Genomic DNA, 20,419 nt, shown 5'->3' on the forward strand with positions numbered 1-20,419 from the left:
AATTCTATCCGCACGCGAAAAGGCGAGTGAGCGGAAAATAAACCGTTGACAGATGCGGAAAATGAACCGCATTTATCGCCGCTATGGCGAACCAAATCGAACAGCTGCTGACCGTCGTGGATGCGTACTGCGCAGCGCGCGGAATCTCCGAGGCTCGCGCCTCGACGCTGATCTTCAATGGCGGCGGTCGCATCAAGCAGCTGCGCGATGGGCGCGACATCGGGGTGCTGACTTCGCTGAGCGCGCTGCGGTGGCTGTCCGACAATTGGCCGGAGGAGGCCGAATGGCCTTCTGACATTCCACGACCTTTTTCGATCTCAAAAGCCGCCGAGGCCGTCTCGGCTTGCCACCCCTAACCGCTGCCCCGTCCCGGCGCAGCGCGTATCGCGCGGCGCCTCACAACCGAGGTTCCTTCGATGCGGGATGCCCCGTTCTATCGTCTCAAGGCCGGCGCCGCCGATCTCGTCTCCCGCTGCGGCGGGCAGGCGCGGGCCGGCGAGATCATCGGCGTGTCGCAGCAGCAGATCAGCCGCATCTGCCAGCGCGACGACGGCGCGATGTTCAGCATCCGCGCCAAGCTCGACCTCGAAAAGGAATGCGGCGCGCCTGTCCTGACCGGCGTCGAGGCCGATCTGCTCGGCTTTCGGCTTGAGCGGACGGCGCCGCGCGCCCCGGAAGCCACGCTGGGCACGCCGTTCTCGGCCCATGCACAGGTGATGATCGAGGCGGCGGACGTCGCCCGCGTCTTCGCGCATGCCGTCGATGACGGGGTCTATTCGACCACCGATGCGGTGAACTGCGGCAAGGCCCTGTCCGACCTCAAGCAGTCGATCGAGGCTTTCGAGCGGATCAACGCCAAGATTCAGGCCGGGAGCGCGATGTGAGCGCCCACCCCCTCCCAATCCCCCTGCCGGCTGTCGCGGACGCGGCCGGCCACCTGCCGCCGGCACGGCCCAATTCCGCGCCGGCGGCTCTTTCTTCCGCCGCATCGCCCCATTGCGAGAGTGCTGCCTTCCACATGGTTCAGCGCGACGGGCGCAAGCGGCGCTGCCCGCTCTGCCCACCGGTCTGCCCGGACTGCCATGGGCAGGGTTGGCGCATCGTCACCGATGACGGCACGCGCCCGGCCTGCATCACCTGCGACGGGCTCGGCTGGCTGGTCCGCACGGGAGCGCCGCGTCATGGCTGAGATGATCGCCATCGCGAAGCTGCGACGCGACGGCGGAACGCAGCCGCGCGCCATGCTCGACCCGGCAACTGTCGATGCTTATGCCGACGGCGTGCGCGAGGGCGCGGGCTTTCCGCCCGTCATCGTCTTCCATGATGGCACGAACCACTGGCTGGCCGATGGCTTCCACCGCACCGAGGCGCATGTCGTCGCCGGCTGCGAGGAGATCGCCGCCGATATCAGGACGGGCACGCAGCGCGACGCCGTGCTCTTCGCCTGCGGCGCCAACGCCACCCATGGCTTGCGGCGCACGACCGAAGACAAGCGCCGGGCCGTCATCCTGCTGCTGTCCGATCCGGAGTGGGCCGGCTGGAGCGATGGCGAGATCGCTCGGCGCGCCCATGTCTCGCAGCCCTTCGTCGGCAAGATGCGCGGCCTCACTCATAACGTTTTGAGCGAGCGCAGCTTCACGACGAAGCACGGCACCGTCGCAAAGATGGACACGGCGGCGATCGGCCGGAACGCCGCGCATATGGCGACGCTGCGCTCGGTGCCCGTCACGGCGCTGCATCAGCTCGTCAGCGAGCAGCACCGGGCGAAGCAGGAGGCGAAGAAGGTCCGCCGCGAGGAGCGCGAGCAGCAGCTTGGTGCGAGGATTGCCGGCGGCAATGCCGAGCTGATCGCGGCCGGCGTCGCCGGCAAGCGATACGGCGTGATCTATGCCGATCCGGAATGGCGCTTCGAGCCCTATTCCCGTGACACCGGCATGGACCGGGCGGCGGACAACCACTATCCGACCTCGCCGCTCGAGGTGATCAAGTCCCGCCCGGTCAACGAGATCGCGGCGCATGACAGCGTGTTGTTCCTCTGGGCGACGCGGCCAATGCTGCCGCAGGCGCTGGCCGTGGTCGAAGCCTGGGGCTTCGCCTACAAATCCTGCACCGTCTGGGGCAAGCGGCGCGAGGGCGAAGGCCGGGGCCCCGGCTACATCTTCTCCGACGAGAGCGAGATCCTGCTCTACGCCACACGCGGCAACGTGCCGGCGCCGGCACCGGGCAGGCAATGGCCCTCGCTGATCATCGCGCCGGTCGGCCGGCATTCCGAAAAGCCGCATCGCTTTCGCGAGCTGATCGAGAGCTATTTCCCGAACCTGCCGAAGATCGAGCTGAACGCACGGGCGGCCTATCCGGGCTGGGATGTGTTCGGAGCGGAGGCGCCGGAGCTTCTTCCCGAAGCCGAAATCGTGGCGCCGACGGGGCGGCCCGTCGCGGCGGAGCTTGATGATTTCGCAGCGGAGCAGATGGGTGGGAGGGTTTGATGCGCTCATTCCCCTCCGCGCTGCACAACTTCTTCGTGCGTCCGGACCGACGCCCACTTGGCCCGGCTGAGGGCTTCCAGCAGCCTTCGCAGGTTCGCCATTTCATCGTGGAGCGCTTGCCTTGCGGCCTCGGCCTGTTTGCCGGGTTCTTTCAGTCGCCCGATCAACCATTGCCTTCGGTTGGCATCTTCCTTCGCCCTATCCAGATTCAGGGCCAGTTGATGGGCGTAGGCCATTGCTCGGCCCCTGAACTGCAAAGCGCAGGCGAGAGCAAGATTGCGTTGCTTTTGCAGCTCGGTCCCGCCAACAAGCCTTCGGCTATTCTTCTGCAGTACGACGAGATTTGCGCTGAACTCCTGCATTCGCGCGCGGTGGTCGGCGTAGTCAAAAAATGTCGTTTGGTCGATCTCCTCGATCTCAAAATCATAGAGCACCAGACTCATTATGAAGACGGTGTTGTCGAGCTTCGCAAGCGCATCAATTTCGCTGTCGATGCCTTCGGCAAATTCCTGCGTGAGGGTCTTCGCGCTCACGGCTGTTTGCTTCGCCATTTCACGGAGCTGCAAAAAAACGGGCCGTACGACGATCAGGGCGACCGCGGCACCCAGGAAAGCGGCAAGCACTGTCTGATAGCGGTTCAGCCAGAATTCAAAGCATCCGAATTCGATCTTCTCCGGCGCCGCCGACTTGATCTTGGCCGCTTCGCAGAGCGGGGCGACTGCATCGCTTGCTATGGCGGCGGCTACTGCCGCGCCGATCACCACCGCGAACAGCGCGGTGGCAAGGCCCTCTTCTCGCTTCATCGTCGTCCCCCTCAACCCACTTTAGCGCGGCTCGCGCGAAGCGGGAGGCCTACTTATGCGTGAATTGATCGTCGATTCCTTCGCCGGCGGCGGCGGGGCTTCCACCGGCATCGAGATGGCGCTCGGCCGCTCGCCCGACATCGCCATCAACCATGACGCCGAGGCGCTGGCGCTGCACCGGATGAACCATCCGGAGACGCTGCACCTGCCGCACAATGTCTGGAAGGTCGACCCTGTCGCGGTGACGGCGGGGCGCCCTGTCGGGCTGCTCTGGGCCTCGCCCGACTGCAAGCACTTCTCCAAGGCCAAGGGCGGCAGGCCGGTGAAGCGGAACATCCGCGATCTGGCCTGGGTGGTGCCGCGCTGGGCCAAACAAGTGCGCCCGCGCGTGATCATCCTCGAAAATGTCGAGGAGTTCCGCGACTGGGGGCCGATCTCGGCCGAGGGCGTACCCTGCAAGGATCGCAAGGGGCATGACTTCAAGCGGTGGAGCGGAGAGCTGAGGCGGCTCGGCTACAAGGTCGAGCATCGCGAGCTGCGCGCCTGCGACTATGGCGCGCCGACGATCCGCAAGCGGCTCTTCGTCATCGCCCGGCGCGACGGCGAAAAGATCGTCTGGCCGAAGCCGACGCATGGCAAGCCGGACGATCCTGACGTGATCGCCGGTCGTAAGCTGCCCTGGCGCACGGCGGCCAGCATCATCGACTGGTCCCTGCCCTGCCATTCGATCTTCCTCCCCCGCGAGGAAGGCCGGGCCGTCGGCGTCAACCGGCCGCTGGCAGACGCGACGATGGCGCGCATCGCGCGGGGCGTGAAGCGCTACGTGATCGACGCGGCGAAGCCGTTTGTGGTGACCTGCAACCATTCCGGCGACGGCTTCCGAGGGCAGGATCTTGGCGAGCCGTTCAAGACCGTCGCCGCCGCGCGCGATGCCCATGGTCTTGTGACGCCCTTCGTCACGAAATTCCGGGCGAACAGCGTCGGCTCCTCGCTCGACGAGCCCCTGCACACCGTGACGGCCAATGGCGAGAACCGGGAGCGGCCCGGTGGGGCGGCCCCGCTCGGCCTCGTCTCGCCGGTCCTCGTTGGCTGCGGCGGCCGGGCGGGTCAATCGCGGCCGCGCAGCGCGGACGAACCGACCGCCACGGGCACGGCCAAGGCCGATGTTTGTATAGCAGCCGTGCATCTCTCCCGTCAGTTCGGCGCGTCAATCGGCTCAGATGTTGTCGACCCGGTCGGAACAGTGACGGCTGGCGGAGGCGGAAAGACCGCTGTCGTCGGCCATGCCATGACCGAGCCCGTCTCGACGATCGTGGGTAAGGGCTGCACGCAAGGGCTCGTGACAGCCTTTGTGCAGGGCTATTATTCCAATGGAGGCAGTGGGTATGCGACGGCGAGGTCATTCGACGAGCCGTTGGCGACGGCTCCCACCAAGGGCAGGCTCGGCGTTGTAGCGGGCAACCTCGTCGTGCCGCCCTTGTTGCCTGCAATGCTGGCGCGTGCGCGCCAGGTTGCGGAGCTTCTTCGTCAGTACGACCTCTGGAGCGGCGGCGAGTTCGTCACGGTCGAGATTGGCGGCGACACCTATATCGTCGTCGACATCGCCATGCGGATGCTCGCGCCGCCGGAGCTGTTCGGGGCACAAGGTTTCCCGCGGGGCTACATCCTCGACCGGGGCCTGAAGGTCGAGGTGCGCGAAGGCTGGGGCGAGGATGACGGCCCGGCCGAGCCGATCCCGATCACGAAGACGGCGCAGGTCCGCATGTGCGGCAACAGCGTCTGCCCGCCGCTGGCGCAAGCCCTTGTCGCCGCGAACTACCAGCCGCGCGAAAGCGAGCAACCGGCGCCGGTCGTGTCGACGCCCCTGTTCATGGAGGCGGCGGAGTGAGCCGGATCGAGCAACTTTCGGATTCAGTGACGCTCTATCTTGGCGATTGCCGGGAGATCCTGCCGACGCTCGGCAAGGTGGATGCGGTGGTAACGGACCCGCCCTACGGGATCGGCGCCAGCTCCGGTGTCGGCAAATACGGCCGGCAGAAGTTCCAGAAGACCGACAAGGGCTGGGATGCATCGACGCCCGATGGGTCTGTGATCGACGCTATCCTGGCGAAGGCGCCCGCCTGCGTGATGTGGGGCATGAACTATTTCAGGCTCCCGCCGACCCGCCGCTATTTGGTTTGGGACAAGGGCGCCGGCTTCAAGAATCGGGACTTTGCCGAGTGCGAGTTGGCGTGGTGCAGCATCGACGGCAATGCGCGCGTGCTGACCCGTGACCCTCTGGCGCGCGGCGACTATGCCCAGAAATTGCACCCCACGCAGAAGCCCGTTCCGGTCATGGAATGGAGCATTCAGCAACTGGGGGGGGGCATCGCCATGGTGCTTGACCCCTTTATGGGCTCAGGCACCACGGGTGTTGCCTGCGTGCGGCTGGGACGGCGCTTCATCGGCATCGAGATCGATCCCGGGTACTTCGACATCGCCTGCCGGCGCATCTCGGATGAGCTGAACGCCCCTCGCCTGGGGCTGGATATTGTGCCGCCGCCCTCCCAGCAGGAGGCGCTCGGGCTATGACGCGCACAGGCCTCTTTCGATATGTGCGGCATGCTAAAGTCGATGCCTATATGCGGCGTGGCTGGATGATCGCGGCCGATCTCGGCCCGACGCACGGCACCTGGTCCGTGCTGATGTGGCACTGCTCCTGCGGGCAGGTGACGCCATGAGCGCCGCCCTTCTCGGCCTCGCCTGGGCCGCCAAGGTCGGCGACAGCAAGACCCGCAAGCTCGTGCTGATGAAACTCGTCGATTGCTGCGACGACGAGGGCAGCAACATCTATCCGGCACTCGCGACGGTGGCCGAGCATGTCGGCTGCTCGACGCAGCAGGTGCGGCGCGAGCTGAAGCGCTTCTGCGAGGTTGGGCTGCTGCGCAAGGTCCGCGACGGCGGCAAGGGCAAGGGCTCGACTGCTCGCTACGAGATGGACATCGACATGCTCGCCCGCCTGCGCCGCGCCGATATCTGGCCGGTGCTGGAAGCAGCGGCGCTGCACGACCCGTTGCCGGATACGGCCGATGACGATGAGCCCGGCCATGCACAGGATGCAGGACAGGAGGCGTCTTCCTCCGCCAGCGATACGCAATCCTTGGGTGACATGGTGTCACCCTTACATGGTGTTAGGGTAACATCTGACGCCGCTAAGGGTGACTCCAGATGTCACCCAACCCCTTATCTAGAACCCTCACTTGAGAGAGAGGGTGCGCAGGGGCGCGAAGGCACGCCAGCGAGCGAGGGTGAGCCCGAGCGCAAGCCGACCGCGACGCTCGATGACTTCCGCAGGGCCTATCCGCATGCCGGCGCCGACGATCAGGCGGCGCTGGCCTCGGCCTGGGAGGCCGTGCCCTTTGCCGAGCGGCAGGCGGCGATCGACGGCATTCCGGGCTTCGTCTCCGAGCGCAAGGCGGCGGGCTTCTCCAGCCGGCTTTCCGGCCCGAAATACCTCTCCGGCTTCAACTGGCGCCATGTGCCGAAGCAGGCCGCCGAACGGGCGGCACGGCAGGCGGCCGGCGCCTTCTGCGAGGTCAAGGGCTGGTCCAAGGATTGGTGGCTCGTGCTGCTGGCGCGCATCGCCGCCGGGCAGCGCGTCGGGTTCGTGGTGCAGCAGGCCGATGCCGGCAAGTCCATCTCGGTCGCGGCCAGCGAGCTTGCGACGGCGGCCAAGCGGATCGGCGAGTTGCGCAGCTTCCTCTGCGACGGACCGGAGATCGACGCATGGCGGCCCTGGCTGGCGGCGCGCGGCGCCCGCATCCCGGTGTTCGAGGGGAATTTCCGCGTGTTCCTGCCGAGCGAGATGCCGCCTTCCGGGCGAAAGGACGAAGGGGATGATCATGTCCGGTTCTGATGCGGCGAAGGTTCTGGCGCGGCAGGACAAGCTGGCGCGGGCCGAAGCCCGGCGGGCACGGCAGGAGCGGCAGGAGGCGCGCGAGGCCGCGGCGCGCGCGAAGATCGAAGCCGAGCAGCAGCGTCTCGTCGCCGAAGCCAAGGCGGCGCGGGAGCGGGGCGAGATCCCGAACGCGGCTCCCTCGAAGAAGTGGCGGCCGAAGGGCAAGGCCGGAAAGGCGCCCGTGCTGGGCGAGCGGCTGGTCGATGATCCGCTTGCGGTCGAGCCGGGCACGAAGATGAAGGCCATCGTGAACCTGGCCGAACATCCCCTCGAAATGATGCTGGCGCGGCAGCGCCTTGACCGGCCACTCTATGAGGCCGGCGTTCGCTTCCGCCGGATCTATGAGGCGGCGGCCATCGGGCCGGGGCGAGGCATTGATCCCGGCCATATCAAGGTGGATGGCGGGCGGCTCGGCGATCCGCTCTCCGACAGCGTGGTGCATGCTCAGTTCGAGCTGAAGCGGCTGGCGCAGCAACTCGGCCCCATCGGCGAGCGCATCGTCTCGGCCGTGGCCGGGCGCGGCATGACGATATCGGAACTGGCCGAGCGCTGGCCCAGCCCGGAGGCGATGCGCAAGCGGCTCGACTATCTCGATATGCGGTTCAAGGAGGCGCTCGACTTCCTGGCCGAAGAGGTCTGGGGCGCGAAGGGGCCGGAGCGCGGGCGGATCACGGGAATGCGGGCAGACAACGTGATCTATGACGAGCAGGCGGTCGAGGTCGCGAACCAATCCTATCTGCGGAAGCGTGGGATAAGCCTGTAGTATCGCCGGCGTCGATACGACTTGACCGTTGACTACTGCGCAGTTGCGTGACCAAAAATAGATATCAGCACGAATCGCGCCCGCAGCCGGAAACGGCCTGCGGGCGTTGTCGTTGAGGGGTGTCGATGGGACGGCTCAAGGCTCTGCCGTTAAGGGTGTCGAGCCTGCCCTCCCGCATCGTGCGGCCGGAGAAGGTCGTCGATCCCTTCTATGAATCGCGCGAGTGGCGCGAGTTCGTGCGGACGATCAAGCAACAGCGCGGTTTCGTCTGCGAAGAGGTCACCTGTCGCAAGGACTGCAGCGCCACGCCGCGCGGTCTGATCGGTGACCATATTGTCGAGCGTAAGGATGGCGGCGCGGACTTCGATCCGTTGAACGTTCGCCTCCTCTGTACCGCCTGCCACAACCGCAAGACGGCCCGCGAGCGGACCCGCCGAGGGCATCAGGCGGTCTGATCGACCGACCGGGGGGTGGTCGAAAGTTCCCGAGCCCCCGATCGCCCGCACCGGCGCCCCCCTCATTCGGAGTTTTTTTTCTTGGACGACGCGAATTCCAGCGGCGGAAAGAAAGAAACGAAGCGAGGTCGCGCTGCCTTCATGGCCAGCGATGATCAGCGCGCGACCGTGCGCCGGATGGCATCGGAGCGCCTGGGCCATCCTGTGATCGCCGCTGAGATCGGCATCAGCGTTCCAACGCTGCGGAAGGCCTTCGCCGAAGAACTGAAAGACCGGCTTGCGGGCGGCAATCTCTTCGCCGCGGCGGCGGAGGAGATCCCGGCGCCCCGGCCAGCTCCTCCGAAAGGCAAGCGTCCCGGCACGGGCGGCCGCAAGCGTTTCGAGCCGCAGGACCGCGACCGCGAAAAGGTGGCGGTGCTCGTCTCCTCAGGCCTGACGGTCGAGCAGATCGCGACCGCCATGGCTCTGTCGGAACCGACTCTGCGCCGGGCCTTCAAAGCGGAGCTCGAAACGGGGGCCGTCCGCAAGCGCGCCGAGATGCTGGTCGCGCTGCACAAGACGGCGCTCAAGGGAAATGTCGCGGCGCAGAAGGAAGCGCTCGCGATCATGGACCGCGCGAACCTCGAGGCGCTGCAGGATCACCTGCGGGGCAAGGGCAAGTCCGAGGCCGCGCCGTCGACCGGGTCGGGACACTCCGCCCCTCCGCCGGCCGATGCGCTCGGTAAGAAGGAGCAGGCCAATCTCGACGCGCACAGCGTCGTGACGCATGGCCCCTGGGCCAACCTGGTGCGGACGCCGCGGCAGGCCTGACGGTGGACTGGTCATTCGCCCAGCCGGATTGGGAGCAGACGCTCCTCGCCGGTCGGTCCCTCGTGCCGTTACTCCCGCTCGATGCCATCGAGGCGGAGCGAGCGGCCGCGATCTTCAACCGGCTACACCTGCCGGATGTGCCCGGCCAGCCGACGCTCGGCGATGCCGCGGGCGACTGGTTCCGCGATATCGTCCGCGCGATCTTCGGTTCGCTGATCGGCGGCATTCGCATGGTGCCGGGCGTCTTCGTCCTGGTGCCGAAGAAGAACTCGAAGACGACCAACGGCGCGGCGCTCATGCTGACGGCGCTACTGATGAACGACCGGCCCCGCGCCGCCTTTGCCCTGTTCGGGCCGACGCAGGAGATCGCCGACATCGCCTTCGCTGCCGTCGCCGGCATGATCGACGCCGATCCGGATCTCGCGAAGCTGCTGCATGTCCGCGACCACCTGAAGACGGTGGTGAACCGGGTCACGCAGGCGACGCTCAAGGTGATGACATTCGACCCGAAGGTGGCGACGGGCGGCAAATTCGCCGGCTGGCTGCTCGACGAGATGCACCTGCTCGGCAAGGTCTCCTATGCGCAGCGGGTCATCGGCCAGCTACGCGGGGCCTCGGTCGCGGTTCCGGAATCCTTCGGCGTTATCATCACGACGCAGTCGGACGAGCCGCCCGCCGGCGCCTTCAAGACCGAGCTGGATTATGCGCGCGGCGTCCGCGACGGGCGCATCGCCGAGGGATCGATCCTACCGGTCCTGTACGAGTTTCCGGAGGCACTACAGGTCGCGGCCGACAAGCCCTGGCGCAAGGTCGAGAACTGGCCGCTGGTGCTGCCGAATATCGGCCGTTCCGTCTCCCTGCCTGTGCTGGAGCGCGATTACGCGACGGCAAAGGAGAAAGGCGAGGAGGAAGAGCGGCGCTGGGCTTCGCAGCATCTCAATATCGAGATCGGCCTCGCGCTGCATTCCAACCGCTGGGAAGGCGCCGACCATTGGGAGCGTGCCGGCAGCAAGGCCGCCACGATCGAATTCATCCTGGCCGAGTGCGAGGTCTGCACGATCGGGATCGACGGTGGCGGCCTCGACGATCTTCTGGGCCTTGCCGTCCTGGGCCGTCATCGCGTGACCAAGCGCTGGTACCATTGGGGTCACGCCTGGGCGGATCGCGGTGTCAAGTTGCTGCGCAAGGAGATCGCGCCTCGCCTCGAGGATTTTGAGCGCGACGGCGATCTGACGTTCGTCGATATCGCCGAGACAGCCGACGGTGCGAACGCCGACGTGCGCGGCGTCGCGGATATCGTCGAGCGCATCTTCAAGGCCGGCCTCCTGCCGGAAAAGGCCGGGATCGGCGTCGACGCCGTCGGGATCGCCGCGATCCTCGACGAGCTCGCCCTGCGCGAGATCCCAGACGACTGCATCGCGGCGGTGCCGCAGGGCTATCGCCTCTCCGGAGTCATCAAGGGCGCTGCCCGCAAGCTGAAGGATGGAACCTTGAAGCACGGTGCCCGCCCGATGATGGCCTGGTGCGTCGGAAATTGCCGCTCGGAGCTGCGCGGCTCAGCCGTGCTGGTGACGAAGCAGGCCTCCGGCACGGCAAAGATCGACCCGATGATCGCGCTGTTCAACGCCTTCGACTTGATGAGCCGGAACCCGGAGGCGGCCGGCGGGCCATCGGTCTATGAGACTCGCGGCGTCCTGATGGTCTGACATGAGCATCTTCACGAAGCTCTTCGGCGGCCGTTCCACGCCGGCCGCACCGACGGCCGCAGGTCCTGACGCGGTACCGGCCATCAACGCCTCCGTTGGCGAGGCCGCCAGTTTCTACGGTCTCGACGATCCGCGGCTGCTGGAGTTCATGCGCAACGGCGGCGCCGGAATGTCAGAGGCTGGCATTTCCGTGACGCCGCGAATAGCGCTGCGCAACACGACGGTGATGCGTTGCGTCTCGCTCCACGCCTTCTCGATCGGCATGTTGCCGCTCCATCTGCTTGAAAAGGGTACGAACCGGAAGGCTGAGAACCACCCGCTCTTCCGCCTCCTGCATCGCCGACCGAACGCCTGGCAGACGGCCTATGAGTTCAAGGCCCTGATGCAGCAGCGCGCGCTCGGCGCGGGCGATGACGGCGAGCGCGGCGATGCCTTCGCGCTCATCGTGCGCAGCGGAGAACGCCCCCTCCAGCTCGTGCCACTGCCGACCTCGCGGGTGAAGCCGCGCCAGCGCAACGATTGGGCGCTCGAATATGTCTACAACCGGCCCGATGGCGGCCAGGTTATTTTGCAGCAGCGCGATGTGTTTCATCTGCGCTGCGGCCTGTCGGAAGATGGCATTTCCGGCCTGTCGACGGTGAAGCAGGCAGCCGAGGCGATCGCCCTCGCGATCCAAACAGAGCGCGCTGCGGCGCGCCTGTTCCGCAATGGCATGCTCGTAGGTGGCGCGCTGTCGCATCAGAACAAGCTTTCGCCCGAAGCCTACGACCGTCTGAAACAGAGCATGGAAGATCGTCTGACCGGGACTGAGAATTCCGGTCGCTGGATGATCCTTGAGGAGGGCATGAAGGCCGAGCGTTTCGCCCAGACTGGGCAGGAAGCGCAGCACATGGAGCAGCGCAGGTTTCAGAACGAAGAAATTTCGCGCCCCTTCGGGGTCCCGCGACCGCTTCTCAGCGTCGACGATACATCCTGGGGCTCGGGCATCGACGTGCTCGGACAGTTCTTTGTCCGCTATGGGCTCAACCCATGGTTCGAAGCCTGGCAACAGGCAATCGAGCGCTCGCTCCTGACCGAGCGGGAGGCCGACCAGTTCGAGCCGAAGTTCAATGCCGGCGGCCTGCTTCGCGGTTCGATGAAGGACCAGTCGGACTTCTTCGCCAAGGGCCTCGGAGCCGGCGGACAGCAGCCGTTCCTGCATCAGGACGAGGTGCGCGACTGGCTCGACCTGCCGCGCCGCGACGACCTTCCGCCCCCTCTCGGCCAGAACAAGGACAAGGCGAATGAGCCTGCGCAAACTTCCTGAGATCGCCGCCTTCCGCATGCCGGAAGTCTGCGCCTTCGCGCCGGACGAGCGCGCCTTCGACGACTGGAATCCCGGCGTCCAGGCGGCCCAGACCGACGACAATACGATCTCCATGCTCGAGGTGATCGGCGAGGATTGGTGGTCTGGCGGCGGCGTCACCGCCAAGCGGGTCAAGGCGGCGCTGCGGGCAATCGGCGATCAGGAGGTTTTCGTCGATCTCAATTCCCCGGGCGGGGATTTCTTCGAGGGCGTCGCCATTTACAACATGCTGCGCGCGCATCCGAAGAAGGTCACCGTCCGCATTCTCAGTCTCGCGGCGTCCGCGGCGTCCGTGATTGCGATGGCCGGCGACGAGATCCAGATCGGCCGGGCCGGCTTCCTGATGGTGCACAACGCCTGGGTTGTCGCAGTCGGCAATCGTCATGATCTCGCCGACGCGGCGAAGACCATGGAGCCCTTCGACGACGCCATGGCGGCCGTCTATGCCGATCGCGCCGGGGTCGACAAGGTCAAGGCGGTCGAATGGATGGACGCCGAAACCTGGTTCAAGGGCGAGCAGGCTGTTGCAGAAGGTCTCGCCACCGGACTGCTGGCCGCCGACGCCGTCAAGGAAGATCAGGCAAAGGCCAAAGCGGCCGGCGATGTGAAGCCGGTGCAGAAAGTGGAATTCGGCCTCGCGAGGGCCGGATGGTCGCGGGATAGGCGCCGTAGCGCCATCGGCGACCTGATGAGCCGCGCCGCCGTAGCGCGCGGCCAGAGCCCTGCCGTAGCGGGCGACGACGAGATCCGGACTGCGCTCGAGCAACTCCGTTCCACCATTCGGTCATAACCCCGAGAGGATTTCCCCCATGACCAAGCATGTTTCCACCCGCGCGCTTGCGGCGCGCGGCATCCTCGCCGTGCGCGCCGAGGCGCCCTCCGACGTGAAGGCGCTGATTGCCGATCTCAACAAGGACTGGACCTCCTTCAAGGCCGCGATGGCCGAGAAGGACAAGGAGCTGGCGAAGAAGTTCGACGACGTCGTCACCACCGAGAAGCTCGAGCGGATCAACTCCAGCGTCGGTGATCTGCAGAAGGCCGTCGACGATGCCAATGCCAAGATCGCGGCTCTGACGGTCGGCGCCGGAAGTGGCCAGGATGAGCCGAAGGACAAGGAGTACACCTCCGCATTCCGTGCCCATTTCCGCAAGGGCGAGCTCCAGGCCTCCCTCAACAAGGGCGCTGCGGCGGAAGGCGGCTATCTCGCGCCGGTCGAATGGGACCGCACGATCACCGACAAGCTGATCGAGGTCTCGCCGATGCGCCAGATCGCGACGGTGCAGACCATCTCGACCGGCGGTTTCACCAAGCTCTTCAACCTGCGCGGCACCTCGTCGGGCTGGGTTGGCGAAACGGCGGCGCGCCCGCAGACGAACACGCCGACCTTCGGTTCGATGACGTTCACGCCCGGCGAGATCTACGCAAACCCTGCGGCGACGCAGCAGATGCTCGACGATGCGGAGATCAACCTCGAGCAGTGGCTGGCCGGGGAAGTCGATACCGAGTTCTCCTACCAGGAGGGCCTGGCCTTCATTTCCGGCGACGGCACCAACAAGCCGCGCGGTTTCCTGACCTTCGTCACGGGCGGCGCCGCGGCTGCGGTCAACCCGCTCGGAGCCATCGAGGTCAAGACTGCCGCGTCGGCGACGGCCATTGCTGCCGACGAGTTGGTCGACCTCGTCCACCTGCTTCCCACGGCGTTCACCTTGAACGCGCGCTGGGTGCTCAACCGCACCGTCACGGGCGTCATTCGCAAGCTGAAGGATGGCGACGGAAACTATCTCTGGCAGCCCTCCTTCCAGGCGGGCCAGCCGGCCACCATCCTGAACTATCCGACGACCGAGATGCCGGCGATGCCGAACCTCGCCGCGAACGCGCTGCCGATCGCCTTCGGCGACTTCAAGCGCGGCTATCTGGTGGTCGATCGGGCCGGGGTGCGGGTGCTGCGCGACCCCTTCACCAACAAGCCCTACGTGCACTTCTACACCACCAAGCGCGTCGGCGGAGGCGTCCAGAACCCCGAGACGATCAAGGTTCTGAAGATGGCGGCCGCCTGACCGCCGCCATTCACGGCGGGCGGCATCAGCCGCCCGTTTTCCTTTCCAACCGGAGACATCGCCATGACGAAGAAGGATGAAGCGGGCACGAAGCCGGACGAGCAGGCCAAGGTCGTCGATCAGGCGCAGGTGGACGCGACGCAGGCCAAGGAAGCCGAGCAGGCCAGCAAGCCGCAATTCACCCGCGAGCAGCTCGAGGCGATGGGCCTCGACCCCGCGCCCTACGGGCTCTGAGCCGACGAGGTCCGTCGCCCATGCGCTGCCTGCCGCCGGAGCTGGTGACGGCTCCCTCCGAGCCTTGCGTCTCGATCGCAGATGCGCGAGCGCATCTGCGCGTCGATAGCATCGAAGAGGATGCGCTGATCACTGCGGCAATCGCCGCGGCGGTGCAGCATCTCGACGGTTACGGTGGCATTCTCGGCCGGGCGCTGATGAAGCAGGACTGGCGGCAGTTCCTGCCCTTCTGGCCGGCCTCCCGCTCCGTCGACCTGGCGCTGGCGCCGGTCCTCTCCGTCGTGTCGGTCGAGGCGCGCGGCGCGGATGGACAGACCGTGACCGTCGACCCTGCGAGCTATCGCTTGGTCGGCGGCGCCGGCGCCGCGCCGCGCCTCCTGTTCGACCTGGGGTCGCACTTGCCCGGCCTCGCCTATGCCCCGGATGCCGTAATCGTCACCTTCAGTGCCGGCTATGGCGAGGCGGCGGATAAGCTGCCTCCGGCTCTCAAGAGCGCCATCCTGCTCATGGTCGGCGATCTCTACCGCTTCCGCGACAGCGTCCAGATCGGCGCCTCCAGCGCCGTGCCGATGTCGACCACGGTCGACCGGCTGATCGCGCCCTTCCGCCGGTATCAGATCTGATGCTCGGCGCCGGGCAGCGACCCTTCCGCGTCCGCTTCGAGCGGATGCCGCGTGGTGCCGATGACGGCGCCGGCAATGTGCAGCGCCTGCCCTGGGTCACGCTGGTAACCTGCTGGGCTGGCTTCAAGCCGCAGTTCGGACGCGAGCAGCTCGCGGCCGGCCGGCTGGAAAGCACGATGAAGGGTGTCCTGACCGTGCTCGCCTTTGCCGAGACCAAGGCGGTCTCGGCGGAGGATCGTGTCGTTTTCGTCACCGGCCCTTATGCCGGTAAGGAATGCCAGATCCGCTCGATCGTGCCGACGCCGAACGCGCGGGAGATCGAGTATTTGCTCGAAGATGGCGCCGCGGTCTGACCGTCGGCACCGGCACGACGAGGCATTAGTCCTTCTTTGAACGCATGTTTGGGTGCCGAACAGTTAACAGGCATTCGGCATAGGTATTCAATATCCAGGCACGATCCTTTGCGCCTGTTTCATTCTTAGCGATATCCAGCAGAAGCTTGTAGGCAACCTCTTCCGGCGAGTCCCCGCCAAGCTTCACTTCAACTTTATCAGACATGCCAGCCTCATGGTCGATGCGGTGATCCAATGCCCCGCGTGACATTCATCCGGGATTTCGACTGCCCCGCCAAGCCCGGCGTCTTCATCGCCTACAAGGCGGGAGGGCCGAAGCTGATCCCCACCGCCCATGCCGCGCGCGCCCGCGCCGCCGGAGTGCTCCTCGATGCCGAGCCCGAAGACCGCAGCCTCGCTCGCCCGCCTGCGCCGGCGCCTGGAGAAGGTGCCGCTTCAGGTGCGGGCGGCAGCGGCGGCGGAAGCGCTGCTGCGGGCGCGGCAGCTCGGCCGGGCCATTCAGCAGGCCGCGCCGAAGGATGAGGGCAAGCTCCAGGAATCGGTCCGCATCGAGGGCGGTCGCTTCGGCGACCGCTTTTATGTGAAGGCCGGCGGCCCCCTGACGACCCGTCCAGTGCGCGAGGGCATCAGCGCAACCTATGACTATGCGCTGGCCGTCGAGCACGGCACGCAGAAGATGAAGGCCGAGTCCTTCTTCTATCCGACCTACCGGCTGCTGCGGAAGGATATCCGCCGCGGCATCATCGAGGCGGCCAAACGTGCGGCCAAGCTGCAGGGGCCGGCCTGATGGGCGACCCGTCGCTCGACCTGCAGAAGGCGATCAATCTGCGCTTGCGGACCGATATCGCCGCCGTCGACAACCGCGTTTTCGACCGCGTGCCCGCCGATGTCGCCTTCCCCTATATCGAGCTGGGCGAGTTCCAGACGCTCGATGACGGGGCGCAGTGCCATGACGGCATGGAGGTCTATGCGACGCTCCATGCCTGGTCGCGCGCCATCGGCCAGGTCGAGGTCAAGACCATCGCCGGCGCCATGCGCGGCGCGCTTCGTGAAGCCGAGCTCGATCTCGGTCCCGACTGGCAGTTCCTCGAAATCGCGCATCAGGACACGCGATATCTGAAAGACCCGGATGGCGTCACCAGCCATGCCGTCCTGACGTTCAAGGCGCTCGTCGCCGCAGCCTGACACCACAAACGGAGGCCACCATGGCACAGCCGATCGTCCTTTCCTTCGGAAAGGGCTTGTTCTTCCTTGGCGACGGCGCCGCCGTCGACGAGGTCTTCCAGAAGATCTGCGGCTTCAACAGCATGGGCTTGCAGATCCAGAAGGACACCAACGACGTCACCATTCCGGATTGCGACAACCCCGACGACCCGGCCTGGAAGGCGACCGACGTGCTCAGTCTTTCATGGAGCATGAACTTTGAGGGCGTCATGGCAAAAGAGGCTGAGCCGCTGCTCTGGGCTGCGACCAATCGCGGCGTCTCGACCAATGTGCGCCAGCGCCTGCTTACCTTCGGCACCGGCGCCGGGACGCCGGATCTCGAATTCTCCGGCAAGGGCCATGTCTCGCATGAGATCACCGGCCAGCGCGGCAACAAATGGGAGGTCAAGGTTACTATCGTCGGCGACGGCGCCCTCGCCCGTGCCAGCGTGGCGGCGCTCGTGCCGTGAGCCGCTGCCGCATAGATCTGGAATGGGCGGACGGAACCTATCCCTTCTGTCTGCCGCTCGCGCAGCTCGAGGAGCTGCAGGCGCTGTGCGAGGCCGGGCCGCTCGTCATTGCGCAGCGGCTCGAGCACGGTCAATGGACCTCGAAGGAGGTCTACCACACCTTGCGGCTCGGCCTGATCGGGGGCGGAATGTCGCCGGTCGCCGCCCTTCACAAGACGAAGCTGTATGTTCTGGCCGAGGACCGCCCCTGGGCGGAGAATGTCCCCTTCGCGCACGCCGTCATCAGCGCCGTTGTCTTCGGCAAGCCGGATGAAACGGTGGGAAAATCGCGGGCGGCGCGGAAAAGCCGGGCTCGCCGCGCCGCCCGAACGGAAAGCTCGACTTCCGAGATTTCTACGCCCTCGGAACCGTGATGGGCTTCACGCCGGAGCAGGTCGGGAACATGTCGCTCTGGCAGTTCCTGGCCTGCGCCGATGGTTGGGCGCGTGCCCACGATCCGAAGGCCGCGTCCCGGTCAAACGATGACGAGGACTACAGCGACATCGAGGCGATCCTCGACGCGGCTCCCGACGTGATCATCTGATCAGGGCTTGGGCTTGAGCACGTTCTTGATCAGGTCGGCGTTCACGTCATTGATCGCATGCAGCTCGCTTAGAAATGCGGGGACATTGACGCGGCAGCGGATTTCTTCCGCAGCCACGCTTGTCGTGCGGCCGCCGACTAGTACCGCGGCGAAAGCTCCCATTCCGGCCATTGCGCCGATGATCGCGGTTTTCAGCATGACGAATCCTTTCTCCAGAAACGGGGCCGATAATGGCGCAATCTGATCTCGTCGTATCGGTCGGCGCCAATATCGCGGCGCTGGAGCGTCAGATGCGGGCAGCAGCCGCGTCGAGCGAAAAGGCTGCGGCCGATATCGAGGCGCGCTTCAACCGGATGAATCCGACGTTCTCGACCTCGGCATTGACCGGTGCGCTCAAGGGGTTCGTCGCCGCCTTCACTCTGGACAAGGTCATCCAGGGCTTGGCGGCGGCGAATGCCGAGCTCGTGCGAATGGGTGATACCGCCAAGCGTGTCGGGCTCGATGTCCAACGCTTCCAGGAACTGCAGTTCGCCGGTCGGTTGAACGGCCTGTCCGGAAAGCAGTTCGGGACTGGGCTTGAAGGCCTCGCCGAAAAGCTCAACGAGAGCAGGCAGACCGAGAATGCGCTTTCCAAGCTGTTCGACGACAACAACCTGAAGCTGAAGGATCGCAAGGGACAGGTGATCGGCATCAACGATGCCTTGGGCAAGGTCGCGGGGCTCGTTCAGAACGCTGCGACCGAGTTCGACAAGATCAAGATCGCGGAGGCGGTCGGTCTGAGCCGTGAATGGGTGCCGCTCCTCGAGCAGGGGGCGGTCGCGATCGAGAAGCAGGCTTCCGCCGCACAAGCGGCCGGCGGGGTGATCGACACGGAGATCATCCAGAAGGCCAAGGAGTTCGAACGCAGCTGGGCCGAGGCGACGACACGGTGGGCAACCGCCTTCCAGGCCAATGCGGGCTGGATCATCGGTCTGATCGATACGATCATCGACAAGGCGTCGGGGTTGTTTGCCGGGCTGGAGCGCTATTCGCGGGGGCTATCGGCTAAAGCAGACCTAGATCAGAACGGGTCGGCTGGTGCCAGCCGTGAGACGATTGCGCATCTCCGCTCCCTCGCTAAGGAAAGCGGGAAGGTTCTTCCCGACGACTTGGCCGCTCGCGGTCGCGAACTGGACGAGATCGACGCGGAGACGCGTAGGCGGTCTGGCCGTCGGGGTAATCCCGAGCGGCAGCCGCTTGAAGTCACGGTGCAGGGTCGCACCAATACAAAGTCCTTGTTTAACAAGGGCGGCGGCGGGGGCGGTGGCGGCAAGTCCGAGGAGGAGCAGGCGGAGGATCGTCTCGACCGCTATATCGAGACGCTGATGCGCCAGAATTCGGTGCTCGACGCGCAGATCGCCACCTTCGGCCGCTCCAATGCCGAGAAGCGCGCCGCGGTCGAGCTGGCGAAGGCGCAGGTCGATCTCGGCAAGCTCGACGAGGATTCGCGCGCCAAAGTCATCGCCAGCCTGACGAAGGAGATCGAGCTTTCCGAGCAGAAGCGGACGCAGCTCGAAAGCCTGAAGCAGACGCAGAAGGGCCTCGTCGACGCGCAGAAGTTCTTCGGCGAAGCGGTGACCGACGGCCTGACCGACATGATCGTCAACGGCGCCAAGGCGCAGGACGTGCTGAAGAACCTGACCGCGACGCTGATCAAGGCGACGCTGCAGGCGGCCCTGCTCGGCAACGGGCCGCTCGCCGGCATCTTCGGTACCGCCGGGACCAACGGCAATCTCGGCGGCATCTTCGGGCTGTTCGGCGGGCTGAAACTCGCCTCGGGCGGCTTCGTCTCCGGGCCGGGCTCGAACCGCAGCGATTCCGTGCCGGCGCGGCTCTCCAATGGCGAGTTCGTCGTCAATGCCGGCGCCACCCGCAAGCATCGCGACCTGCTCGAGGCGATCAACAATGGCCGCGTGCCGATGATGGCGGCCGGCGGCCTGGTCGGAAGCCTGCCGGCGATCGCGCCGCGTGCCGGCTCTGGCGGCGGCGTCATCGTCAATGTGCAGAACAACACGCCGGCGCAGGTCGAGACCAAGCCGCGCAGCGACGGGGGCGTCGACATGATCATCCGGCAGGTCGAAGGCGCGATGGCGCAGCGCTTCGTGCGCGGGCAAGGCTCGCTCTCGCAGGCCTTCGGCGCCGTGCAGAACGGCCGGCAGTACTGGGGCTGAGATGGCGCTCGCAGTATGGCCAAGCCAGATCCCGGCCCGGCCGGTGCTCTCCGGCGCGCAGGTCGGCGCATCCTATGGCGAACCGATCCGGAGCGAGACCGAGGGCGGGCCGCCGCTGATGCGCCCGCGCCCCGGGCCGCGCGTCACCGAGATTCCCTTCGTCTCGACGATGTGGACGCGCGCAGAATGGGCGGCTTTCGAGCAGTTCGCGCGCGACACGCTGTTCCGCGGCACGCAACCCTTCCGCATGCCGGTGTTCCGGCCGGATGGCGGCATGGTGATGCGCATCTGCCAGATCAGCGACGGCAAGTGGTCGACCGACATGTCGGCGGTCTCGCGCTACCGCGTCTCCTTCACCCTGATCGTCTTCAACTGGTGAAG

At 66.2% G+C, this 20,419-nt stretch carries 29 protein-coding genes; 25 read left to right on the plus strand and 4 right to left on the minus strand.

Features of this window, described 5'->3' with window-relative positions; genetic code table 11:
- The first annotated feature begins 83 nt into the window (after nucleotides 1–83).
- From GGC47_RS15650 to GGC47_RS15665, 4 genes are all read left to right on the plus strand, one after another.
- Nucleotides 84–356: a hypothetical protein gene (locus tag GGC47_RS15650; RefSeq protein ID WP_142020631.1), complete on the plus strand. Its 273-nt coding sequence runs from the start codon at nucleotides 84–86 to the stop codon at nucleotides 354–356.
- A 60-nt stretch (nucleotides 357–416) separates the two neighbouring features.
- Nucleotides 417–884 carry a hypothetical protein gene (locus GGC47_RS15655; protein ID WP_429068474.1) on the plus strand — a complete coding sequence of 156 codons (468 nt, stop codon included), beginning with the start codon at nucleotides 417–419 and terminating at the stop codon, nucleotides 882–884.
- A gap of 134 nt (nucleotides 885–1,018) precedes the next feature.
- Complete coding sequence (locus GGC47_RS15660; RefSeq protein WP_429068475.1) at nucleotides 1,019–1,189, plus strand: hypothetical protein; 171 nt, start codon at nucleotides 1,019–1,021, stop codon at nucleotides 1,187–1,189.
- Nucleotides 1,182–2,486 (plus strand): MT-A70 family methyltransferase, encoded by a 1,305-nt coding sequence (locus tag GGC47_RS15665; RefSeq protein WP_429068476.1) that lies wholly within the window; start codon nucleotides 1,182–1,184, stop codon nucleotides 2,484–2,486. Before GGC47_RS15660 ends, GGC47_RS15665 begins: the two co-directional genes overlap by 8 nt.
- 5 nt (nucleotides 2,487–2,491) lie before the next feature.
- On the opposite strand, the gene GGC47_RS15670 is transcribed toward GGC47_RS15665, so the two are convergent.
- The gene (locus tag GGC47_RS15670) at nucleotides 2,492–3,289 is read right to left on the minus strand and encodes a hypothetical protein (protein WP_429068477.1); all 798 of its coding nucleotides are present in this window, start codon (nucleotides 3,287–3,289) and stop codon (nucleotides 2,492–2,494) included.
- A gap of 55 nt (nucleotides 3,290–3,344) precedes the next feature.
- Between GGC47_RS15670 and GGC47_RS15675 the strand changes: the two genes are divergently transcribed.
- The 8 genes from GGC47_RS15675 (at nucleotide 3,345) to GGC47_RS15710 (ending at nucleotide 10,960) form a co-directional block, all read left to right on the plus strand.
- Nucleotides 3,345–5,177: a DNA cytosine methyltransferase gene (locus GGC47_RS15675; protein ID WP_429068478.1), complete on the plus strand. Its 1,833-nt coding sequence runs from the start codon at nucleotides 3,345–3,347 to the stop codon at nucleotides 5,175–5,177.
- On the plus strand, nucleotides 5,174–5,860 hold the full coding sequence (locus tag GGC47_RS15680; protein ID WP_429068479.1) for a DNA-methyltransferase: 687 nt from the start codon (nucleotides 5,174–5,176) through the stop codon (nucleotides 5,858–5,860). The genes GGC47_RS15675 and GGC47_RS15680 overlap by 4 nt, the downstream gene beginning before the upstream one ends.
- On the plus strand, nucleotides 5,857–6,009 hold the full coding sequence (locus GGC47_RS15685) for a hypothetical protein (RefSeq protein ID WP_429068480.1): 153 nt from the start codon (nucleotides 5,857–5,859) through the stop codon (nucleotides 6,007–6,009). Before GGC47_RS15680 ends, GGC47_RS15685 begins: the two co-directional genes overlap by 4 nt.
- A complete protein-coding gene (locus GGC47_RS15690; protein ID WP_429068481.1) occupies nucleotides 6,006–7,184 on the plus strand; it encodes a helix-turn-helix domain-containing protein in 1,179 nt (392 codons plus the stop codon). Before GGC47_RS15685 ends, GGC47_RS15690 begins: the two co-directional genes overlap by 4 nt.
- Nucleotides 7,171–7,989 (plus strand): hypothetical protein, encoded by an 819-nt coding sequence (locus GGC47_RS15695; RefSeq protein ID WP_429068482.1) that lies wholly within the window; start codon nucleotides 7,171–7,173, stop codon nucleotides 7,987–7,989. Before GGC47_RS15690 ends, GGC47_RS15695 begins: the two co-directional genes overlap by 14 nt.
- Before the next feature lie 125 nt (nucleotides 7,990–8,114).
- Nucleotides 8,115–8,444 (plus strand): HNH endonuclease signature motif containing protein, encoded by a 330-nt coding sequence (locus tag GGC47_RS15700; protein ID WP_142020620.1) that lies wholly within the window; start codon nucleotides 8,115–8,117, stop codon nucleotides 8,442–8,444.
- Between the two features lie 81 nt (nucleotides 8,445–8,525).
- Entirely contained in the window at nucleotides 8,526–9,254 is a 729-nt protein-coding gene (locus tag GGC47_RS15705) for a helix-turn-helix domain-containing protein (protein WP_429068483.1), read from the plus strand.
- Between the two features lie 2 nt (nucleotides 9,255–9,256).
- Nucleotides 9,257–10,960 (plus strand): terminase large subunit domain-containing protein, encoded by a 1,704-nt coding sequence (locus GGC47_RS15710; protein ID WP_429068484.1) that lies wholly within the window; start codon nucleotides 9,257–9,259, stop codon nucleotides 10,958–10,960.
- A 114-nt stretch (nucleotides 10,961–11,074) separates the two neighbouring features.
- Here GGC47_RS15710 and GGC47_RS15715 read toward each other — a convergent pair whose 3' ends face one another.
- Nucleotides 11,075–11,224, minus strand: coding sequence for a hypothetical protein (locus tag GGC47_RS15715; RefSeq protein WP_429068536.1), 150 nt, complete (start codon nucleotides 11,222–11,224; stop codon nucleotides 11,075–11,077).
- Between GGC47_RS15715 and GGC47_RS15720 the strand changes: the two genes are divergently transcribed.
- The 6 genes from GGC47_RS15720 to GGC47_RS15745 all read left to right on the plus strand — a co-directional run bounded on the left by GGC47_RS15720 (nucleotide 11,187) and on the right by GGC47_RS15745 (nucleotide 15,572).
- On the plus strand, nucleotides 11,187–12,266 hold the full coding sequence (locus tag GGC47_RS15720; protein ID WP_429068534.1) for a phage portal protein: 1,080 nt from the start codon (nucleotides 11,187–11,189) through the stop codon (nucleotides 12,264–12,266). The two genes, GGC47_RS15715 and GGC47_RS15720, sit on opposite strands and share 38 nt — an antisense overlap.
- 112 nt (nucleotides 12,267–12,378) lie before the next feature.
- Complete coding sequence (locus GGC47_RS15725) at nucleotides 12,379–13,095, plus strand: head maturation protease, ClpP-related (protein WP_429068485.1); 717 nt, start codon at nucleotides 12,379–12,381, stop codon at nucleotides 13,093–13,095.
- A 19-nt stretch (nucleotides 13,096–13,114) separates the two neighbouring features.
- Entirely contained in the window at nucleotides 13,115–14,362 is a 1,248-nt protein-coding gene (locus GGC47_RS15730; protein WP_429068486.1) for a phage major capsid protein, read from the plus strand.
- Between the two features lie 63 nt (nucleotides 14,363–14,425).
- Nucleotides 14,426–14,596 carry a hypothetical protein gene (locus GGC47_RS15735; protein WP_429068487.1) on the plus strand — a complete coding sequence of 57 codons (171 nt, stop codon included), beginning with the start codon at nucleotides 14,426–14,428 and terminating at the stop codon, nucleotides 14,594–14,596.
- Nucleotides 14,597–14,616: 20 nt separating this feature from the next.
- Nucleotides 14,617–15,219 carry a head-tail connector protein gene (locus GGC47_RS15740; protein WP_429068488.1) on the plus strand — a complete coding sequence of 201 codons (603 nt, stop codon included), beginning with the start codon at nucleotides 14,617–14,619 and terminating at the stop codon, nucleotides 15,217–15,219.
- Nucleotides 15,219–15,572, plus strand: coding sequence for a phage head completion protein (locus GGC47_RS15745; protein WP_429068489.1), 354 nt, complete (start codon nucleotides 15,219–15,221; stop codon nucleotides 15,570–15,572). Before GGC47_RS15740 ends, GGC47_RS15745 begins: the two co-directional genes overlap by 1 nt.
- A gap of 25 nt (nucleotides 15,573–15,597) precedes the next feature.
- Here GGC47_RS15745 and GGC47_RS15750 read toward each other — a convergent pair whose 3' ends face one another.
- On the minus strand, nucleotides 15,598–15,777 hold the full coding sequence (locus GGC47_RS15750; protein WP_429068490.1) for a hypothetical protein: 180 nt from the start codon (nucleotides 15,775–15,777) through the stop codon (nucleotides 15,598–15,600).
- 165 nt (nucleotides 15,778–15,942) lie between these two features.
- On the opposite strand from GGC47_RS15750, the gene GGC47_RS15755 reads away from it, so the two are divergent.
- The 5 genes from GGC47_RS15755 to GGC47_RS15775 are packed head-to-tail and all read left to right on the plus strand — an operon-like array spanning nucleotide 15,943 to nucleotide 17,828.
- The gene (locus GGC47_RS15755) at nucleotides 15,943–16,359 is read left to right on the plus strand and encodes an HK97-gp10 family putative phage morphogenesis protein (RefSeq protein ID WP_429068491.1); all 417 of its coding nucleotides are present in this window, start codon (nucleotides 15,943–15,945) and stop codon (nucleotides 16,357–16,359) included.
- Complete coding sequence (locus GGC47_RS15760; protein WP_429068492.1) at nucleotides 16,359–16,757, plus strand: DUF3168 domain-containing protein; 399 nt, start codon at nucleotides 16,359–16,361, stop codon at nucleotides 16,755–16,757. The genes GGC47_RS15755 and GGC47_RS15760 overlap by 1 nt, the downstream gene beginning before the upstream one ends.
- Before the next feature lie 20 nt (nucleotides 16,758–16,777).
- Nucleotides 16,778–17,245 carry a phage tail tube protein gene (locus GGC47_RS15765; protein WP_429068493.1) on the plus strand — a complete coding sequence of 156 codons (468 nt, stop codon included), beginning with the start codon at nucleotides 16,778–16,780 and terminating at the stop codon, nucleotides 17,243–17,245.
- Entirely contained in the window at nucleotides 17,242–17,658 is a 417-nt protein-coding gene (locus GGC47_RS15770; protein WP_429068494.1) for a gene transfer agent family protein, read from the plus strand. Before GGC47_RS15765 ends, GGC47_RS15770 begins: the two co-directional genes overlap by 4 nt.
- Nucleotides 17,658–17,828 (plus strand): hypothetical protein, encoded by a 171-nt coding sequence (locus GGC47_RS15775; protein ID WP_429068495.1) that lies wholly within the window; start codon nucleotides 17,658–17,660, stop codon nucleotides 17,826–17,828. The genes GGC47_RS15770 and GGC47_RS15775 overlap by 1 nt, the downstream gene beginning before the upstream one ends.
- Here the strand turns inward: GGC47_RS15775 and GGC47_RS15780 are convergent, their stop codons facing one another.
- Nucleotides 17,829–18,026, minus strand: coding sequence for a hypothetical protein (locus GGC47_RS15780; RefSeq protein ID WP_429068496.1), 198 nt, complete (start codon nucleotides 18,024–18,026; stop codon nucleotides 17,829–17,831).
- A gap of 32 nt (nucleotides 18,027–18,058) precedes the next feature.
- On the opposite strand from GGC47_RS15780, the gene GGC47_RS15785 reads away from it, so the two are divergent.
- Nucleotides 18,059–20,038: a hypothetical protein gene (locus GGC47_RS15785; RefSeq protein WP_429068497.1), complete on the plus strand. Its 1,980-nt coding sequence runs from the start codon at nucleotides 18,059–18,061 to the stop codon at nucleotides 20,036–20,038.
- Nucleotide 20,039: 1 nt separating this feature from the next.
- A complete protein-coding gene (locus GGC47_RS15790) occupies nucleotides 20,040–20,417 on the plus strand; it encodes a hypothetical protein (protein WP_429068498.1) in 378 nt (125 codons plus the stop codon).
- Nucleotides 20,418–20,419: the final 2 nt, after the last annotated feature.

It is taken from the genome of Allobosea sp. OAE752, from assembly GCF_050433265.1.
GTDB classification, from domain to species: domain Bacteria; phylum Pseudomonadota; class Alphaproteobacteria; order Rhizobiales; family Beijerinckiaceae; genus Allobosea; species Allobosea spartocytisi.

What these genes read in the sequence shown, in the direction of transcription:
- GGC47_RS15650 (WP_142020631.1), top strand. Translation starts at nt 84, where the DNA reads ATGGCGAACCAAATCGAACAGCTGCTGACCGTCGTGGATGCGTACTGC.
- GGC47_RS15655 (WP_429068474.1), top strand. Translation starts at nt 417, where the DNA reads ATGCGGGATGCCCCGTTCTATCGTCTCAAGGCCGGCGCCGCCGATCTC.
- GGC47_RS15660 (WP_429068475.1), top strand. Translation starts at nt 1,019, where the DNA reads ATGGTTCAGCGCGACGGGCGCAAGCGGCGCTGCCCGCTCTGCCCACCG.
- GGC47_RS15665 (WP_429068476.1), top strand. Translation starts at nt 1,182, where the DNA reads ATGGCTGAGATGATCGCCATCGCGAAGCTGCGACGCGACGGCGGAACG.
- GGC47_RS15670 (WP_429068477.1), bottom strand. Translation starts at nt 3,289, where the DNA reads ATGAAGCGAGAAGAGGGCCTTGCCACCGCGCTGTTCGCGGTGGTGATC.
- GGC47_RS15675 (WP_429068478.1), top strand. Translation starts at nt 3,345, where the DNA reads ATGCGTGAATTGATCGTCGATTCCTTCGCCGGCGGCGGCGGGGCTTCC.
- GGC47_RS15685 (WP_429068480.1), top strand. Translation starts at nt 5,857, where the DNA reads ATGACGCGCACAGGCCTCTTTCGATATGTGCGGCATGCTAAAGTCGAT.
- GGC47_RS15690 (WP_429068481.1), top strand. Translation starts at nt 6,006, where the DNA reads ATGAGCGCCGCCCTTCTCGGCCTCGCCTGGGCCGCCAAGGTCGGCGAC.
- GGC47_RS15695 (WP_429068482.1), top strand. Translation starts at nt 7,171, where the DNA reads ATGTCCGGTTCTGATGCGGCGAAGGTTCTGGCGCGGCAGGACAAGCTG.
- GGC47_RS15700 (WP_142020620.1), top strand. Translation starts at nt 8,115, where the DNA reads ATGGGACGGCTCAAGGCTCTGCCGTTAAGGGTGTCGAGCCTGCCCTCC.
- GGC47_RS15720 (WP_429068534.1), top strand. Translation starts at nt 11,187, where the DNA reads ATGCGTTGCGTCTCGCTCCACGCCTTCTCGATCGGCATGTTGCCGCTC.
- GGC47_RS15715 (WP_429068536.1), bottom strand. Translation starts at nt 11,224, where the DNA reads ATGCCGATCGAGAAGGCGTGGAGCGAGACGCAACGCATCACCGTCGTG.
- GGC47_RS15725 (WP_429068485.1), top strand. Translation starts at nt 12,379, where the DNA reads ATGCTCGAGGTGATCGGCGAGGATTGGTGGTCTGGCGGCGGCGTCACC.
- GGC47_RS15730 (WP_429068486.1), top strand. Translation starts at nt 13,115, where the DNA reads ATGACCAAGCATGTTTCCACCCGCGCGCTTGCGGCGCGCGGCATCCTC.
- GGC47_RS15735 (WP_429068487.1), top strand. Translation starts at nt 14,426, where the DNA reads ATGACGAAGAAGGATGAAGCGGGCACGAAGCCGGACGAGCAGGCCAAG.
- GGC47_RS15740 (WP_429068488.1), top strand. Translation starts at nt 14,617, where the DNA reads ATGCGCTGCCTGCCGCCGGAGCTGGTGACGGCTCCCTCCGAGCCTTGC.
- GGC47_RS15745 (WP_429068489.1), top strand. Translation starts at nt 15,219, where the DNA reads ATGCTCGGCGCCGGGCAGCGACCCTTCCGCGTCCGCTTCGAGCGGATG.
- GGC47_RS15750 (WP_429068490.1), bottom strand. Translation starts at nt 15,777, where the DNA reads ATGTCTGATAAAGTTGAAGTGAAGCTTGGCGGGGACTCGCCGGAAGAG.
- GGC47_RS15755 (WP_429068491.1), top strand. Translation starts at nt 15,943, where the DNA reads ATGCCGAGCCCGAAGACCGCAGCCTCGCTCGCCCGCCTGCGCCGGCGC.
- GGC47_RS15760 (WP_429068492.1), top strand. Translation starts at nt 16,359, where the DNA reads ATGGGCGACCCGTCGCTCGACCTGCAGAAGGCGATCAATCTGCGCTTG.
- GGC47_RS15765 (WP_429068493.1), top strand. Translation starts at nt 16,778, where the DNA reads ATGGCACAGCCGATCGTCCTTTCCTTCGGAAAGGGCTTGTTCTTCCTT.
- GGC47_RS15775 (WP_429068495.1), top strand. Translation starts at nt 17,658, where the DNA reads ATGGGCTTCACGCCGGAGCAGGTCGGGAACATGTCGCTCTGGCAGTTC.
- GGC47_RS15780 (WP_429068496.1), bottom strand. Translation starts at nt 18,026, where the DNA reads ATGCTGAAAACCGCGATCATCGGCGCAATGGCCGGAATGGGAGCTTTC.
- GGC47_RS15785 (WP_429068497.1), top strand. Translation starts at nt 18,059, where the DNA reads ATGGCGCAATCTGATCTCGTCGTATCGGTCGGCGCCAATATCGCGGCG.
- GGC47_RS15790 (WP_429068498.1), top strand. Translation starts at nt 20,040, where the DNA reads ATGGCGCTCGCAGTATGGCCAAGCCAGATCCCGGCCCGGCCGGTGCTC.